Consider the following 15,906-nt stretch of genomic DNA (forward strand, 5'->3'; position numbering starts at 1 on the left):
CTTGCTCACGAAAGCGGCGGGTCAGGTCAAACATCTGTATCTGACACACTGCCTTCGCGAGCAAGCCAGCTCCCACAGGAGATTTGTGGGTTGGCGGGGATCCGGGTGCAGCCGAAAAACCTGTGGGAGTGGGCTTGCTCACGAAAGCGGCGGGTCAGGTCAAAAATCTGTATCTGACACACTGCCTTCGCAAACAGACTCGCTCCCACATCGGTTAGCGCATATGACTATGGCTGACTGCTGCTCCGGGCATTTTCATCCCCCGGCGTGGCCGGGCGCGGCATGACGTGCTGATGCCCGGTCGGGTCGTTGAGCTGCACGGCATTGCCCTTCTGCCACGCATCAGCCCCTGGTGCGACAGGCGCGGGTTTGATGTCGGCGCGGGCTTTTTTCTTTTCGGCGCTATCGATGCCAAGACGCTGATCGCGCTGGCGGACCATTTGCGCATCCGCTTGGCCGTCAGCAGTGAAGCCCATCATCAGCTGCGGCACGCCCAGCGGCAGTTGCTTGTCCTGATCGGTGTGCCAGGTGTGCCAGGTCTTGCCGTAGGTGTCGGCGAGCTTCTCCATCAATCGCGTTTCTGCCACTTGCGGAATGCCGGGCGCGATCAACTGGCCGGACGTCACTTCGTGGGCGTGGCTGTGCCACAAGGCTTTTTCCTTCGCAGGCAATTGAGTGAACAGACGCTGGCTGATGATGTACTCCACGCCCATCAACTTCGCTTCAGCGCTGTTGCCGTCGTAGATCACACACTGGAAAACTTCCTCGTTGAGCGCCGAGCAGTAGTGGTGTGCTTCCATCTGCGCGCCGGGATGGCCGTTGTAAAAATGGAAACCATCCAGGTACAGGTTCAATGCGCGGATCGGCGGTTTGTCCTGCAACCATTGCGCACCGACTTCGAGCATCTCTGTGTCGGAAGCCTTGGCGTGACCGGGAGTCTGCACCGGCGAATCGGTGTTGCTCATCGCGCAACCGGTCAGCACAGCGACCATGAAACCGATGGGAACCCAACGTCCCTGCGAGGTTGTAGTACGCATGTTTCGCTCCTCAAACATTCAGTGGCGGGCACGTGCTGGCCCTGTTCTGCAACTGAAAGCAGGAGAACGGCAGAGTTCGAAAAAGCTGCGTGCGAATCAGACGGGAGAGATCGTCGCCAGTACGCCAATCAGGATGGTCAAGGTCAGAAAGCCGCCGAGGAAAATCGCCATCTTGTACATGTTGCGCTCCTTGATGCTGAGTGTGCGGTGCACCGGACGCTTCGGAATGAGGTCGGAGGATGAATGTCCGCACTGCCGGGGCATTGTGAGGCTGAGGCTGTACTGAATACAGAGGCAGATGAAACAGAAATATACGGATCAGATGCGCATCTGATCCGCTTCGGGCATATACCGGTATTCAGCCTGAGGCGTGAGGATCCACTTTCGGCCCGGTTGATCTAAAGTCATTGCCCACTGACAACAATAACAACCGGAGTGACCATGCCCGACCTCACCTTGCAGCCCAACGTCGCCGCGTCCCTGAAGCGCTGGCACGAAATGATCCGCAGCGGCAACCTCAAAGCGCTTCCCGAACTGCTCGATGCGCATGCTGTATTCCGCTCGCCCATGGCTCACACGCCCTACCCCGGCGCGCCGGTAGTGGCGATGATCCTCAACACCGTGTTCGAGGTGTTTGAAGATTTTGCTTATCACCGCGAGTTGGCGACGGCGGATGGCTTGAATGTGATTCTCGAATTCAGCGCCAGGGTCGGCACCAGGGAGCTGAAAGGCATCGACATGATCCGCTTCGACGCCAGCGGCAAGATCGTCGAGTTCGAAGTGATGGTGCGGCCGTTGAGCGGATTGCAGGCATTGGGCGAGGAAATGGGAAGTCGTTTGGGAGCTTATCTGGCATCCACAAAAGCCTGAATCCCGTTACCGGTGCGTAGGAGCTGACGAGTGCAACGAGGCTGCGATCTCTTGATCTTGATCTTCAAAACGTCAAAGTCAAAAGATCTCAGCCTCGTTGCACTCGTCAGCTCCTACCAACCAGGCATAAAAAACCCACTGACCGTCGCCGGTTCAGTGGGTTTGGTGTGTCAGGGTTCTGGTTACAGAGCCATGTCACGTGCAGCATTTTCTTTCGGCGCTACAGCTTTTTCAGCCGCAGGTGCCGCTGGAGCAACGACCTGGCCGATCACCGGAGGCGTCGGCAGTTCGAGGATCTTCGCGGTGTAAGCCCACTCGGCAGCGACCTTGGCCGGATCGCTGTTGAGCTGGGTGCCGTAGCTCGGCACGATCTGGTGCAGCTTGGCCTGCCACTCAGGTGTCGCGACTTTATCTTTGAAGACTTTCTGCAGCACGCTCAGCATGATCGGTGCAGCAGTCGACGCGCCTGGCGATGCGCCCAGCAGACCGGCGATCGAACCGTCTTGCGAAGCCACGATCTCGGTGCCCAGTTTCAGCACGCCGCCAGCGGCTTCATCACGCTTGATGATCTGTACGCGCTGGCCGGCTTGCCACAGGCGCCAGTCTTCAGCCTTGGCGTTCGGGAAGTATTCCTTCAGCGCGTTCATGCGGTCTTCATCCGACAGCATCAGTTGACCGGCCAGGTACTCGACCAGCGGGTATTCCTTGATGCCGACCTTGGTCATTGGCCAGATGTTGTGGGTGGTGGTGCTGGTCAGCAGGTCGAAGTACGAACCTTCCTTGAGGAATTTGGTGCTGAAGGTTGCGAACGGGCCAAACAGAATGACGCGCTTGCCATCCAGAACGCGGGTGTCCAGGTGCGGAACGGACATCGGTGGCGAACCCACCGAGGCTTTACCGTAAGCCTTGGCCAGGTGTTGTTCGGCAATCGTCGGGTTTTCGGTGACGAGGAACGAACCACCCACCGGGAAGCCACCGTATTCCTTGGCTTCAGGAATGCCCGACTTCTGCAGCAGGTGCAGGGCACCGCCGCCAGCGCCGATGAACACGAACTTGGCGTCGGTCTCGGTTTTGCTGCCGTCTTTGAGGTTTTTGTAGCTCACACGCCAGGTGCCGTCGGCGTTCTTGGTGATGTCCTCGACTTCGCTCGACAGTTTCAGATCGAAGTTGGGTTTGGTTTGCAGGTGAGCGGCGAACTGGCGGGTGATTTCGCCGAAGTTCATGTCGGTACCCAGCGGGCTCCAGGTGGCCGCGATTTTCTGGTTCGGGTCACGCCCTTCCATCATCAGCGGTACCCACTTCTTGATCACCGCCGGGTCTTCGGAGTACTGCATGCCAGCGAACAGCGGGCTCGCCTGCAGGGCTTCGTAGCGCTTTTTCAGGAACTTGATGTTGTCATCGCCCCACACGAAGCTCATGTGCGGTGTGGTGTTGATGAACGAGCGAGGGTTCTTCAGCACGCCTTGCTGAACCTGCCAGGCCCAGAATTGACGGGAAACCTGGAACGCTTCGTTGATCTCGACGGCTTTCGGGATCGTTACGTTGCCCTTGTCGTCTTCCGGGGTGTAGTTCAGCTCGGCGAGCGCCGAGTGACCGGTACCGGCGTTGTTCCAGCCGTTGGAGCTTTCTTGGGCGACGCCATCGAGACGCTCGACCATTTCCATCGACCAGGTCGGTTCCAGCTCATTGATCCACACACCCAGTGTGGTGCTCATGATGCCGCCGCCGATCAGCAGGACGTCAACTTTCTTGGCTTCGGCAGCATTGGCAGACGACATCCCCATCGCCAAAGCCAGACCGAGCAAGGCTGTGTTCACTTTCTTAAACATCTGTTGCACCTATGATAAAACGCCTTCCGCCCGTCGTTGTTATCAGTCTGCGTTGCGCTGTGTTGACGCTCAGGCTGGCGTCGCGCAATCGGCACACTTCAATATTGACGGGTGGGCACACAAGGCCGACCTGTAGCATCGACCTCAGTTAATGTCCCTTCTGAACTGACTTTTTATCGTTATTGGCTTCAGCTGCTTGAGCGACAGGGATCCCATCGGCCCGCTGAAAAGCAGGCCAACCGAATTAGGTCAAAGCAAATTGGCGCGGAGAATATCACGTCAGGACGAACCCGCGCGTCTGTTCCCGACTTGAAAGTCTTTTTCCGCTCAGGGACTTATCGGCCATCAAGCTCCAAACATGACCCCGCTAAAGCATTGGCCAAGAAAATTCTTGCGCGATGCGCATCGCATCTCAGCGAATTTGCCAACGGCTCGTTGCTCACGTCGAAAATAACCTGCTAAGTTGTACGATGACTGACGAACAACGCGCCAGTTATTCCAATCCAATAACAACAAGGAAACAACATGATCAAATCTCGCCTCCTTATCGGCTTGTTTTGCGCCTTCACCGCTTGCGCCATGGCTGCCCCTGCCCCAGCGGAAAAAGAAGTGGCCCAAGCGGTCGATCACCTGACCCAGGCAATGCTGCACAAAGACATCGCCGAACTGAACGCTCTCACCGCACCGAACCTGACCTACGGCCACTCCAGCGGCAAGATCCAGGACAAGCAGGAATTCATCGCCGATATCGAAACCGGCCGCAGCGCGTTCAAAACCCTGGAAATGCAGAAGCAGACGATCACAATGTCCGGCGATACCGCGCTGGTGCGTCACCACTTTTCTGCGCAGGCATTAAAGGGAACCGAGGTGATTCCGACCGAGATCGAGAATTTTCAGATCTGGCAGAAACAGGGCGGGAAATGGCTTTTGGTCGGGCGGCAGGCGTTCAGGTTTTGATCAAGGGCACATTGGCCTGACCCACATTTGCCCGAGCCGGCCTCTGCGCGAGCAAGCCCGCGCCCACCAAGGACCCGAGATTGCCGAACCTTGTGGGAGCGAGCCTGCTCGCGAAAGCGCCAGATCAGGCATCACAAAACCCTCACATGAATCTCACAACCGAAACCGATCCACCGACCGCGCCAACTGTCCCGCCAGATCCGACAACTCATCCGTGGTCGTCGCCGTCTGCCCGATCACGCGGCTATTGCCCTCGCTCATCCCGGCAATCATCTCCACCTGATGGGCGATTTCGTTACTGGCCATACTCTGTTCGCCAATCGTGCGGGTGATGTCATTGACCAGTTGCGTGGTGTTCAGCGTGGCGTCGAGGATTTCGCGAATCGCCCGCTCGACTTCCGCCGTCACCGCCATGCCCTTGTCGACCTGCGCCACGCCCGCCTCCATGCTGGTTACTGCTTCGCGCGTGCTGCTCTGAATCCGCGCGACCATCGCAGCAATTTCCTGAGTCGAGGCGCTGGTGCGTGCCGCCAGACTGCGCACCTCATCGGCGACCACTGCAAAACCCCGGCCCTGCTCACCTGCCCGCGCCGCTTCGATCGCGGCGTTCAGTGCCAGCAGGTTGGTCTGGTCGGCGATGCTCTTGATCACTTGAATGATGTTGAAGATCGCCTCGGATTCCTGGTCCAGCGTGCGGATCACCTGCGCTGACTGCTGCGCCGAGCGGGCGATGTCGTCCATGTCGCTGACCACTTGATGAATCACCCCGCCACCCTCCTTGGCCAGGGTTTCAGCTTGATTGGCCATGCTCAGGGCGCGCTCGGCGTGGCGGGTGATTTCTTCGATGCTGGCGGTCATCTGACTGGCGGCGGCGGCCATGGTCCCGGCGGCGACGCTCTGCTGCTGGCTACTGTCGGCGACCTGATGGCAGCCGTGGCTCAGTTGCTCGCTCATGCCGCTGACGCCGTGGGCGTTGCGCCGGACCACGTCGATCATATTGCGCAAGTCGCGCTGCATGGTCGCCAATGTCCGAATCAAAACACTGGCTTCGTCCTTGCCGACGGGCTCGACAATCGGCTCGCTGAGGTTGCCATGAGCAATGCTTTCAGCGATGCGGCTGGCAGACTTCAGCGGCCCGAGGATACTGCGCATCACCCAGCGGCCCTGAACCAGCAGCAACAACAGGATGGCGATCAGCACCACGCCAAGGGCGAGATTGGCATTGCGAATGGCGGCTTCGGTGCCTTCGCTGGTTTGTCGGGTGTTGCTTTCAATCAACTCGCTGAGCGCTGCCATCTGTTCTTCGAGCTGGCTGAACGCGCTGTTGAACGTGCCGAGCTGCTGCTGGGCAGCGTCGGGATTGTCCAGCGCCACGCCGACGATCTGCTCGGCGGATTTGATGTAGGTATCGAGGCTCGGCTTGATCTGCTCCAGCGCCGTGCGCAATGCCGGGTTGATCGGCAGCTTCAGGTTGTCATCCAGCACTTCACGAAAATGCCCGGCGTGCTCGGTGAGCGAATCGCGCACTTCTGTGGCGGTGGCGGTGCTTTTGCCCAGGCCGAACAGCATCGCCGAATAGACATCGGCGCGCAGGGCGTCGTGCATCATGTCGGCCTCCATGTGATTGCGCAGCGCGCTCATGCTCACCGTGTTGTCGCCGACCGCCGTGGCCATTCGCAGGTTGCCGACGTAACTGACCAGACTCACGATCAGCGCCGTCAGCAGGCTGGTCGCAATCAGCAGCACCAAACGCAGTTTGATCGACACCGTGGAATCTCCCGTGGGCACGCTGAATTGCGCTTGTCGGAATTCAGTTAAGCCTATTTGCATGGCACTGCCGACAAAGAGCGTATCGGCTGATGTCAGCGGCGACTTGAATCGGGCAAAACTTTTCGACTGCCCGCCCGGTCACACGTTGCAGCGCCTGGATAACGCCCTCATCGCCGGTAAACCCTGGCAGGCTATCAATCCAGCGTTTCGAACATTCATGCAGCTCAAGGAAACGCTTATGAAACGTGCACTGTGGTTTGGTCTGCTCGGCACCCTGGCGATTGGCACCGCACAGGCAGCAACCGAGAAAGTCGCGATCAATCTGGTCAGCGCCGACGGCGCTCCGCGGGCGATCGGCTCGGTGACTATCAGCGAGACGCCGTACGGTCTGCTGTTCACCCCGAACCTGAAGTCATTGCCGGCCGGCATTCATGGTTTCCATGTTCATGAAAACGGCAGTTGCGAAGCCGGCATGAAGGATGGCGTCAAAGGCGCGGCACTGGCCGCTGGCGGACACTTCGATCCGGCGAAAACCGGCAAGCACCTTGGCCCTTACGCCGATGGGCATCTGGGCGATCTGCCGGCGGTGTACGTGACGGCTGAAGGTGTCGCTAACTACCCGGTGCTGGCGCCGCGCCTGAAGAAGCTTTCCGAGATCAAGGGCCACGCTCTGATGATTCACGCCGGCGGCGATAACCATTCCGATATGCCCAAGCCACTGGGCGGTGGCGGTGATCGCATGGCCTGCGGGGTGATCTGACCCATCAGCGCGGCGTGCGACGCCAGCGCGTCAACACCAGCAAGGACAGCCCGGCGCCGAACAGCGCCAGGGCCATGTCCTTCTGCGAATCCCATGGATCATTCTGCGCACCGACGAAAGCCTGGCCGGTGTCGTCACCCAGATAAGCGCCGCCAATCCACTCGATCAACTCGTACACCGCCGACGTCGCCAGCACCACATTCAACGTCATCAGCGCCAGCCACGCGCCACGCAATGGCGTCAGGCGCAGCAGCACTTCACGCATCGGCCAGACCAGCAGCAACCCATAGCTCAGGTGCACCAGCCGGTCATAGTGATTACGTTCCAGACCGAAGACTTGGTTGACGCTGACGCCGGTCAGCAGCGTGCTCCACTGGTCGTATGGCACGCGGGAATACGTGTAATGGGCGCCGACTTCATGAACGCACAGGAAGGCGAAAATCATCCCCAGCGACAGTGTCGACAAACGAAAACGCCGATGCGCCAACAGCAGCGCCAACACCAGCGCCAGTGCCAGAACATTCTCCAACAACCAGTCGACGCGGCTGCGCGGGGCGATGCCGAGGGCAAAGGCCAACAGGACAAATCCGCCGAGCAATGCGGCTTCGATTCGCGGATCTGCGGGGCGGGCAACAGTGGGGCTGACTCTGACGAGCATGGTTCGCTTCTCGGCAATACAGGCATGCGGTAGACCTGGGCCGTTTTACCCGGTTCCTTACCGCTGCGTTGTCGCCGCCACGGAACTCCGGTGCGCCGTTTACCTCTGAGGTTATGTAGTCCCTTCTCTTTTTGCTTCGCGCTTGTGGAGGAACACGTCATGCGCAAGTTAGTCCTGATTTCGTCTCTTATGCTTTGCCTGCCGGTTGGTTCGGCGCTGGCCCGCGTCGATGCGGGTGATGTCGCCACTTCGGCGGGTGTCTCCGCGTCGCTGTACTCGACCTTCAAGGATGACAAAATGGTCATTCCGGCCCGTGACGACGTGTCGGCGTTTGTCGCCAGCGGCGGCGCCATTCGTGGGGTTTATCTTGAGTCGGTACTGCAACAGGTGCGTCAGGCCAACCCAGGCCTTGATGCCAGCGATGAAGACCTGGCCAACGCCATTCTGGTGCAATACGAAGGCGTGCATCAGTAGTCACGCGGGAAGCAGCGGCCGATGGACGGCCGCTGAGTGCGCATAGGCAAATGTGTCCGACGGCCTCTATGATGGAGGCCATGACGACGAACGTGCCCTTGCGCTCACCCTGCCCACCCGGCGCCTGCATCTGCGGGCGCAATCCGTTGCTGGAAACGCCCGGCGCCGATCTGCGCATCCTGCGTCTGACCCGCGCCGAGGAGAAAATCCTCTTGGCGCGCCTGGAACAGCTCAAAGACCTCGACGACCTCAAACGCCTGCAGCAACGCATGTATGAACAGCTGGGCATTCGCGTCAACGTTGCCCCGGGCTTCAATGAAGTGCGCACCATGCGCGGCATTGCCATTCAGATCGACGAACTGCCGGGCTTGTGTCGCAAGACACGAGCGGCGATCCCGGCGGCGATCCGCAAAGGACTGGAAAACCATCCGCAAATCGCCTTCGAACTGCTCAACGCCCACGACTTGCTGCGCGACACCTGATCACTTTTTCATGCCGACCCGTTTGCGCATCTCGGCAGTGATCGTCTGACGGGTTTTCTTCATGTCTGCCCAAGGCTCGTCGCCGACTTCAGTCAAACGTTCATGAACGTTGTAAATGTTCCAGTGATTACCGCCCTTGATTTCAGCGACCTCTTCGCGGTACAGCGGCACGGAGACCGGCATGCCTTCACGAGCGCGTGCGGCGTAGGCGCAGATGGTGGTGGCGCCGAGGCCATTGCGCAGGTAATCGATGAAGATGCGGCCAACGCGGTTTTTCGGGCCGGACACCGCGGAAATACGATCCGGCAGCAACTTGGCCATATGGCTGACGATGGCGTGGCTGAAGTCCTTCACCTCGTCCCAGCCGTGCTTGCGCGTCAACGGCACCACCAGGTGAATACCCTTGCCGCCGCTGGTTTTCAAAAAGGCTTTGAGGCCCAGTTCATCGAGCACGGTGAGAGTCAGTGCAGTGGCTTCCACCATGCTTTTCCACGGCAACGCCGGATCCGGGTCAAGGTCGAGGACAAAGCGATCAGGCTTGTCCAGATCCACCTTCGTGGCGTTCCAGGTGTGCAGCTCGACGGTGCTCATCTGCACTGCGCCGACCAGCGCTTCGGGATTGTTGATCATCATCACTGGCTGGCCGGTCACGTCCTTGTCCAGTGCAGTGATCCCGGGGATGGCCAGGCGATCGGCGTTCTTCTGGAAGAACAGTTCGCCGGCAATGCCGTCCGGTGCACGCACCAGCGCCACGGGGCGATCCTTGAGTTGCGGCAGAATGTATTCGGCGACGCTGGCGTAATACTGCGCCAGTTGCATTTTGGTTGTGCCGCTGACTGCGTCGATCACCCGATCCGGGTGAGTGATGCGCACCTTGCCGCCGGCCAGTCCTGATTGCGACGGTGCGGTTTCGGCTTTGCTGGCAGCGGTTTTCTTCGCCGGTTGCTTGCCAGCGGTTTTGGTTTTTTCGGTCTTCTCGGTTTTTTCCGACTTGGCAGCTTTCACAGGCTTCGCTCGCTCCTCTGTAATGTCCCTGGCCGGTTTGTCATCGCGCAGACCATGGAAGACGGCGTGGCGCACCGAGCCGTCCTTGGTCATCTCGGCGAATGCCACTTCCGCCAGCAGTCTGGGCTTGAGCCAGTGCACGCCTTTGGCCTCGAAACCACTGGGCGGATTGACCACCGCCGCGCTTTTGGTCTGTAACGGTTTGAGCTGGGCAAGGATGCTTTTCAACGTGGTTTCGTTGAACCCGGTGCCAACCTTGCCGGCGTAGCGCAACTCGCCGCTGTCACGGTCGTGCAGGCCAAGCAGCAAAGCGCCGAAGGCACTGCGCGCGCCTTTCGGATCGGTATAGCCGACGATGACGAATTCCTGGCGATGTTTGCACTTGAGCTTGATCCAGTCGCCGCTGCGCCGCGACACATAGGGCGAGCCAAGGCGCTTGCCGATCAGCCCTTCCATCTGCATCTGGCAAGCACTGTTGAGCAGCGCGTCCGGTGTTTCTTCGAAGGCTTCGGAGAAGCGCAGCGATGAAGAGTCTTTCTGTGCGCCAAGGATGGTGCTCAGCGCCGCGCGTCGCTCTTCCACCGGCACGTCGCGCAAGTCGACGCCGTTCAGATATGGAACGTCGAACAGGTAATAAACGATGTTGCCGCTGCGCCCGGCGTCGAAAGCATTTTGCAGCGCCTGAAAATCCGGAACGCCCTGCTCGTTGGCCACCACCATCTCGCCGTCCAGCCACGCAGACTCAAGGCCCAGCGCCGCCAGCGCCTTGGCCTGCAGCGGCAGTTTGTGCGTCCAGTCGTGGCCGTTGCGGGTAAACAGCTGAACCTCATCGTGATCGATCCGCGCCATGATCCTGTAGCCGTCGAACTTTAATAGGCACCTGTACGACCGTTGCGATTCAAGTTTCTTGGATGGAGGCCGTAACACATAAACTGTACCTACCGAGCGTTGCATTTCATGATTATTCACACAGACGCTTTGCCTGACTTCGTCATCGTAGACCCTCATCGCATGCTTCCTCGGTTCTGGGCGACAGCTTGGTCATTGACTATTCAGGGCCATGCCCTCGCCGAGAATACTCGCAAGACAAAACTTCGACACATCGACGCCTTCTACTCTTTCTGTGATGACCGGTTCGGGCTCGATTCGTTCGATTCCGCAGTCAGTCATCGCGATGCTGTAAGGACCCTGGAGTTTGTCGAAGCGTTCTATTTGGAGCTCACGTCGACCCCGGACTACACAACAACGGCGGTGCAGCGCTGGGACGCAGTGCGCGATTTTGTTCAGCGCCTCGCACGACAGCGGGCGCCATCGAGCCAGGCATGGCATTCATTGTCCTCGACGCTATGGGCCATGGGGAAGATACGAAAACCTCGACGAGGTCGTTTTCGATTCATTCGCGCGATTCCTGTCAATACGCTGGTTGACTTGCTGGAGGTTGCGAATCCCATATCTGATCGCAACCCATTTCATAGCGAAAGCGTTCGAGCAAGGAACTGGCTGATCCTCAACCTTTTGCTTCTCACGGGATTACGTCGAGGCGAACTGATGCTGCTTGAGTGTGGTTCTCTCAAGTCCGACGTTGATATCGAAACATACGAGGTTGTCTATTGGCTTGACGTGACAACGACCATAGAACATGACCCGCGCTCTAGCTCGCCAAGCATGAAGACGGAACAGTCACATCGGCAGATACCAATATCGGCGGACCTTGCCTGCCTCTTTGAACAGTACGTAACGGAACACCGACACGACGGGAGTGAGCATGGATTTCTTCTTACAGCGATCACCGGTGATCCTCTTTCTGCGGAGGCAATAACCAAAGTTTTCAACCAACTCTCAAGTGCCATTTCTCCGGAGACGCTTTCTCGGTTTACCGAACGCTCTGGTGGAAAGGCACGAATATCTCCCCACGACCTCAGGCACACCTGTGCCACGGCCCGATATTCCATGTTCATGGCTCATGAGCCAAATAGAGATCTCACGTTCCAACGGTTACGTGCGTTCTTCGGATGGTCTGAGCAATCGTCTATGCCCGAACACTACGCACGTGCAGCGATTCAAGAAGACTTGCTACGTACATGGGGACGACTCTTTGATACCAGAGTAAGCGTGCTGCGGGAACTCAAATCATGAATGAAACACATGACCAGACGAAGATTATTAAGGCTCGTGCTGGTGGAGACGGATATAGTTCAATCCTTGATTGGACATGGCCAGTTGCACCGGCAACGCTTTCAATCTATGACAAGTACTCTGACACTTGCTACATCATTCGCGCGGAGGAAGATACATGGACATTTAGTTACAAAGGCCACGCAGAGTCGATCGTTTTCGCTAGCGGCAACATCGGTTCGCTTCAGAGAAGACTCGCCTTGCTGAGTAGTGGTCGGGCAAGCCCAGGTACTCTCCATCGGACTGGGCGGATGCTCGTGCAGAAGTGGGACATTGTTGTTGCTCTTCTTAATACACGCCCAGAAGTTCTAAGAACAACATGGGATGAGTATGTCACCGAATCGACTCTTGCTGCACTGAGCAAAAAGGTGCTTAAGCTAGCGTGCACAGCTAATGTAGGCCACTGGAGCGGCCGGACGATGCCTTTAGTAAGTAGCCTGGATACGCGAGCCAACTCGGGTGTTGCTAAGAGAACCGGCCTTATTGAGAGCAGGCAATCCCTCGTCAGCGCAAGTCTTCAGGCAGGCATCGTCAAAGTACTGGATGCGGCTGCGTCTAATGGAGACCTTTCCCTCATTCAGCTCGAAGGGGCGGCCGCGCTGGCCCTTATTTATCAGCACGGCGTACGGCCGGTTCAAGTCCTATGCCTCAATGTGCAACACGTCAGATTCTTTAAAGATGCTTCGGACGAGACTGCCTGCATCGTATCTTTCCATGCTGCGAAACAGAAAGGGGGTAAAGAATTCGAGATAATTCGCCAGGTTAAGCCTGAATGGGTTCCTATAGTTGAACGTCTCCATACATCCGCTGTGAATTCAGGTAGATCGCGTCTCTTCGATGCTTCAAATTCTTCGGCCCTATGGTTTCGGGCGAAAGCTGTATGCAAGCTATCGAAGGTAAATCTGAGTTGTACAGCACAGCAGTTTCGACATACAGCTGCTCAGGTATTGGCAGATGCCGGACATACACGCGGGAGTATCCAGCAATTCTTGGGGCATGTGCGCAAAAACACCGCTGCTATTTACATTCGTGCCAGTATGCAACAAGCGAAACTCATCAATTCCGCGCTTGGCGCTTCCAAGCTTTATACAAAAATTCACGGCATCGCTTCAAGAACTTTTGTGACTCTTGAAGAGATGCTTCATGCAGCTGAAGACCAGCAAATCGGTGGGATTGTTGGCGAGAGTTTAGTGGGCGGTATTGGACTATGTAGGGCTGGCCAAAGCCAGTGCAGCTACAACCCAGTGACATCGTGCTATGGCTGTCGGAAGTTCATGCCTTCGTTGGACTCTGATGCCCATAAAGATGCCGTGGAAGGAATGCGTCAGCAAGTTCGAGTGTACTTAGCTCGCGGCGTCCAGCCAGAGAATCCGGCTTATCTCCAACTCACCCGCGCTCTCTCGGGCGCTCAGCAAGCGTTGGACGCCATCGAAGAGTTACATCTGGAGAATCAGTAATGACCGTATCTCAGTTTTCAGCTCCTGAGGGCCCTCGTCCCCAGCAGTTTCAGCAATTTGTCGATAGTCTGCGCCAGGCAGTCGAGGCAAAAGGACTGCAATGGGATATTCCCATGGATGATAAAGGTAAGCCGATTGTAGGTCATGACTGGAACCTACGGATTTTGAACGGTAGTCACGACAGGCATGCTGCTGGAACAGTGGGATTTGGAATCGATAACGAAGTGCGTGAGCTGGCAATTGATGCACAATGGCCATTGTCGCGCTTGCCATCGGGCTCGGTGGTGTCCGACTCGGCTCAAGACTTCATAAAGGCGATTATCGCAAGTCGCTGTCTTAGTGGACGGACCACAGATAATGCCCAAGTCATTGCGAAAGCTGCCAGGCGGTTATTTTCTTGCACCGCAGTGCCGCCTTATAAAGTCGCCCGTGAACATTTCGAAAACCTGCTTTCGCTGAAGTCTTGGAGTGCTAAAGCAAAACGAGACTTTGTCGCTGTCGCGAATGTTATTGACGAAAATTTGTTGTCTGAGCATTGCCCAGTCAAACCGTCATTTGAGTCAAAACCGGAAATTGGACTTCTACCCGAACTCAGCACACGAGCCAACGGAGACAAATTGCCGGACAAAGATGCTTTGTTCGAGTTGACACGAATCGTATTTCAAGAGGTGCCGGCGACATTCAATGATGGCGTATTCTTCTCTATATTTAGGCTGCTTATCCTGACTGGTCTGCGCATTACTGAGGTTCTTACTCTCCCGGATGATTGTCTGGTTTGGGACAATCACATAGACGTAGTGACTGGAAAAAATGTGGCTGACATTGGTGGCGTAGGTCGCTCTCTACGGCTGCGCTACTACGCAGAGAAGCAGAGAGATGGAGCTCCTGATATCTTGATCGAGAGGTATTATCATGTACCATCACGATTTGAAGGCTTTGTCGAAACCACCGTCACCGAAATATTGCACGCAACGGCACCCCTTCGGGAAATCCTGGAAAGGCAGTCATCTGCGCGCAATAACTATCCAGATTCAGATCTTCGAACATTCAAAACTTCTTCAGGATGTGTCGTAGGGACCTGGCAAAGGCTATTTCTAACCACGGGAGCTGTTCTGAGGTTCCCATTGAGCGAGCCGCTCACGTCTGATGCGGCAATTAGCACACCACACCCAGCTCGTATTTATACAGCTCTGGGCAGGACATTAGGGAGCGGTTCGCTCTCATTTTTCAAGAAACACGGTAGTACTCCAGAGGCGAAGAATTTATCGATACAGCCGCACTCTCTACGTCATCTTATGAATACTGAACTCTTCCGTCTAAACGTTCCTGATACTGCAATCACACACCAGTTCGGCCGTGTTTCCGTTGCGCAGAGCTACGAGTATGACCACCGCAGTCTTGCTGAAAAACTGAAGTTCGTTCAGCTTCCTCCGGCCTCCCGCTCACATGTTCCGCCAGGAAGCACTCAGGAGCTTGTGGCTAAAATGGTGGTAAGTGGCGTCGCGGCTACAAGTCATTTGGGACAATCATTCAAACGTATCCAAGCAGAACATGGCGATGCAGCTGCGTTTGCATATCTTGCAGCAAACTCTGATGGCTTTCATGTCACGCCCTATGGGTTCTGTACCAATAGCTTCTCTATTAATCCTTGCACGAGGCACCTGAGGTGTTTTGACCGATGCAAACATTTTGCCGCGAGTGGTTTACCTGAGCATCGGGAAACCTTAATGGACCTTAGGGAGCGTCTTGTGGTGATGCAGCATGCAGCGGAAGCGAAACCATCGCGAACCATGGGCCGAATCAATCAAATTACGCATGCGGTGCGACTCATTGAGGGAGTTCAAGCTGCTCTAGATACCCAACCACACCAAAATGTATTCGCGGACGGGGTTGATTACGCAGCCCCCAACGAAAAGGACGTTTTTGCATGAGAAGATTGCAAGATCCCACCAATGTAGAATTAAAGGCAATTCTGGAGCAGCTGCTTTCCGAAAACGTCGATATTACCGTTCGAGAGGTTGCTCGACGTCACTCTGAGCTGAAGAACGCTTCGGCATTTACGCGAAACAGTGCTCGAATGAGCCTCATCACTGAGGCGCGTCAGAAACAGCTTGAGGCCCGCATTATCGCTGCCAGCTTGACGCCAACTGTCGTACAGGCTGGCGTTGTGGCGAAGCGAACGGTGGAGGTGGCAGCTTTGGAACTCCAAATTAAACGACTTGTAGCTGCGCACGCGGGACTGATTCGTGCCGTTCAATTGGTCGGCGGAATGGGGGCACTCGAGCGATTTTGGAAAGAGTACAAAGAGGTCGGTGATGCTGTACATAAACTCGGCGCTGTGCCTCAAGGGGCTGTGGTTCTGGTGTTTCCGCAAGCTGAGTAAACTGTGGGGTAGCTTCGACAACTAGACATTCTAATCCGCAAGACCGCAA

At 56.7% G+C, this 15,906-nt stretch carries 13 protein-coding genes and 2 pseudogenes; 9 read left to right on the forward strand and 6 right to left on the reverse strand.

All coding sequences use genetic code 11. The features are described 5' to 3' along the window. Positions 1–227: 227 nt before the first annotated feature. Complete coding sequence (locus ACIGDJ_RS03560; protein WP_397478337.1) at positions 228–1,037, reverse strand: OBAP family protein; 810 nt, start codon at positions 1,035–1,037, stop codon at positions 228–230. Between the two features lie 441 nt (positions 1,038–1,478). On the opposite strand from ACIGDJ_RS03560, the gene ACIGDJ_RS03565 reads away from it, so the two are divergent. Beyond that, positions 1,479–1,907, forward strand: a complete 429-nt coding sequence (locus ACIGDJ_RS03565; RefSeq protein WP_313003018.1) for a nuclear transport factor 2 family protein — start codon at positions 1,479–1,481, stop codon at positions 1,905–1,907. A gap of 182 nt (positions 1,908–2,089) precedes the next feature. On the opposite strand, the gene mqo is transcribed toward ACIGDJ_RS03565, so the two are convergent. Next, complete coding sequence (gene mqo / locus ACIGDJ_RS03570; protein WP_101162641.1) at positions 2,090–3,736, reverse strand: malate dehydrogenase (quinone); 1,647 nt, start codon at positions 3,734–3,736, stop codon at positions 2,090–2,092. A 525-nt stretch (positions 3,737–4,261) separates the two neighbouring features. Here mqo and ACIGDJ_RS03575 point away from each other — a divergent pair. Beyond that, positions 4,262–4,693, forward strand: coding sequence for a nuclear transport factor 2 family protein (locus ACIGDJ_RS03575; RefSeq protein ID WP_397478338.1), 432 nt, complete (start codon positions 4,262–4,264; stop codon positions 4,691–4,693). A 153-nt stretch (positions 4,694–4,846) separates the two neighbouring features. Here ACIGDJ_RS03575 and ACIGDJ_RS03580 read toward each other — a convergent pair whose 3' ends face one another. Together ACIGDJ_RS03580 and ACIGDJ_RS03585 are read right to left on the reverse strand one after the other, a co-directional pair. After that, positions 4,847–5,710, reverse strand: a complete 864-nt coding sequence (locus ACIGDJ_RS03580; RefSeq protein ID WP_371918404.1) for a methyl-accepting chemotaxis protein — start codon at positions 5,708–5,710, stop codon at positions 4,847–4,849. After that, positions 5,705–6,523 (reverse strand): annotated as a pseudogene (locus ACIGDJ_RS03585) (MCP four helix bundle domain-containing protein); the annotation flags it as partial. The pseudogene ACIGDJ_RS03585 and the gene ACIGDJ_RS03580, both read right to left, overlap by 6 nt. A gap of 178 nt (positions 6,524–6,701) precedes the next feature. Here ACIGDJ_RS03585 and sodC point away from each other — a divergent pair. Next, positions 6,702–7,223: a superoxide dismutase [Cu-Zn] SodC gene (sodC, locus tag ACIGDJ_RS03590; RefSeq protein WP_397478339.1), complete on the forward strand. Its 522-nt coding sequence runs from the start codon at positions 6,702–6,704 to the stop codon at positions 7,221–7,223. 4 nt (positions 7,224–7,227) lie between these two features. Here sodC and ACIGDJ_RS03595 read toward each other — a convergent pair whose 3' ends face one another. Continuing rightward, complete coding sequence (locus ACIGDJ_RS03595) at positions 7,228–7,881, reverse strand: DUF2238 domain-containing protein (protein WP_101162644.1); 654 nt, start codon at positions 7,879–7,881, stop codon at positions 7,228–7,230. A gap of 159 nt (positions 7,882–8,040) precedes the next feature. Here ACIGDJ_RS03595 and ACIGDJ_RS03600 point away from each other — a divergent pair, with 159 nt between their 5' ends. Further along, positions 8,041–8,355 carry a DUF2388 domain-containing protein gene (locus ACIGDJ_RS03600; RefSeq protein WP_101162645.1) on the forward strand — a complete coding sequence of 105 codons (315 nt, stop codon included), beginning with the start codon at positions 8,041–8,043 and terminating at the stop codon, positions 8,353–8,355. A gap of 80 nt (positions 8,356–8,435) precedes the next feature. Then, complete coding sequence (locus tag ACIGDJ_RS03605; RefSeq protein WP_178081248.1) at positions 8,436–8,837, forward strand: hypothetical protein; 402 nt, start codon at positions 8,436–8,438, stop codon at positions 8,835–8,837. Here the strand turns inward: ACIGDJ_RS03605 and ligD are convergent. Continuing rightward, a pseudogene (gene ligD, locus ACIGDJ_RS03610) lies at positions 8,838–10,715 on the reverse strand (DNA ligase D); the annotation flags it as partial. It lies immediately after the preceding gene. An 84-nt stretch (positions 10,716–10,799) separates the two neighbouring features. On the opposite strand from ligD, the gene ACIGDJ_RS03615 reads away from it, so the two are divergent. From ACIGDJ_RS03615 to ACIGDJ_RS03630, 4 genes are read left to right on the forward strand one after another with little or no spacing between them, the layout of a single operon-like run. Continuing rightward, a complete protein-coding gene (locus ACIGDJ_RS03615; RefSeq protein WP_222018995.1) occupies positions 10,800–11,978 on the forward strand; it encodes a site-specific integrase in 1,179 nt (392 codons plus the stop codon). Continuing rightward, positions 11,975–13,474: a site-specific integrase gene (locus ACIGDJ_RS03620; protein WP_222018994.1), complete on the forward strand. Its 1,500-nt coding sequence runs from the start codon at positions 11,975–11,977 to the stop codon at positions 13,472–13,474. Before ACIGDJ_RS03615 ends, ACIGDJ_RS03620 begins: the two co-directional genes overlap by 4 nt. Continuing rightward, a complete protein-coding gene (locus ACIGDJ_RS03625) occupies positions 13,474–15,405 on the forward strand; it encodes a hypothetical protein (RefSeq protein ID WP_222018993.1) in 1,932 nt (643 codons plus the stop codon). Before ACIGDJ_RS03620 ends, ACIGDJ_RS03625 begins: the two co-directional genes overlap by 1 nt. After that, the gene (locus tag ACIGDJ_RS03630) at positions 15,402–15,857 is read left to right on the forward strand and encodes a hypothetical protein (protein WP_222018992.1); all 456 of its coding nucleotides are present in this window, start codon (positions 15,402–15,404) and stop codon (positions 15,855–15,857) included. Before ACIGDJ_RS03625 ends, ACIGDJ_RS03630 begins: the two co-directional genes overlap by 4 nt. The last annotated feature ends 49 nt before the right edge of the window (positions 15,858–15,906 follow it).

Origin of the sequence: Pseudomonas sp. NPDC079367 (genome assembly GCF_044542195.1) — a bacterium.
GTDB lineage: Bacteria > Pseudomonadota > Gammaproteobacteria > Pseudomonadales > Pseudomonadaceae > Aquipseudomonas.

Excerpts from the sequence above, each read along its gene's own strand:
- ACIGDJ_RS03560 (WP_397478337.1), bottom strand. The coding sequence starts at position 1,037 with ATGCGTACTACAACCTCGCAGGGACGTTGGGTTCCCATCGGTTTCATG.
- ACIGDJ_RS03620 (WP_222018994.1), top strand. The coding sequence starts at position 11,975 with ATGAATGAAACACATGACCAGACGAAGATTATTAAGGCTCGTGCTGGT.
- ACIGDJ_RS03565 (WP_313003018.1), top strand. The coding sequence starts at position 1,479 with ATGCCCGACCTCACCTTGCAGCCCAACGTCGCCGCGTCCCTGAAGCGC.
- ACIGDJ_RS03615 (WP_222018995.1), top strand. The coding sequence starts at position 10,800 with ATGATTATTCACACAGACGCTTTGCCTGACTTCGTCATCGTAGACCCT.
- ACIGDJ_RS03595 (WP_101162644.1), bottom strand. The coding sequence starts at position 7,881 with ATGCTCGTCAGAGTCAGCCCCACTGTTGCCCGCCCCGCAGATCCGCGA.
- ACIGDJ_RS03575 (WP_397478338.1), top strand. The coding sequence starts at position 4,262 with ATGATCAAATCTCGCCTCCTTATCGGCTTGTTTTGCGCCTTCACCGCT.
- ACIGDJ_RS03580 (WP_371918404.1), bottom strand. The coding sequence starts at position 5,710 with ATGCAGCGCGACTTGCGCAATATGATCGACGTGGTCCGGCGCAACGCC.
- ACIGDJ_RS03625 (WP_222018993.1), top strand. The coding sequence starts at position 13,474 with ATGACCGTATCTCAGTTTTCAGCTCCTGAGGGCCCTCGTCCCCAGCAG.
- ACIGDJ_RS03630 (WP_222018992.1), top strand. The coding sequence starts at position 15,402 with ATGAGAAGATTGCAAGATCCCACCAATGTAGAATTAAAGGCAATTCTG.
- mqo (WP_101162641.1), bottom strand. The coding sequence starts at position 3,736 with ATGTTTAAGAAAGTGAACACAGCCTTGCTCGGTCTGGCTTTGGCGATG.
- ACIGDJ_RS03600 (WP_101162645.1), top strand. The coding sequence starts at position 8,041 with ATGCGCAAGTTAGTCCTGATTTCGTCTCTTATGCTTTGCCTGCCGGTT.
- sodC (WP_397478339.1), top strand. The coding sequence starts at position 6,702 with ATGAAACGTGCACTGTGGTTTGGTCTGCTCGGCACCCTGGCGATTGGC.
- ACIGDJ_RS03605 (WP_178081248.1), top strand. The coding sequence starts at position 8,436 with ATGACGACGAACGTGCCCTTGCGCTCACCCTGCCCACCCGGCGCCTGC.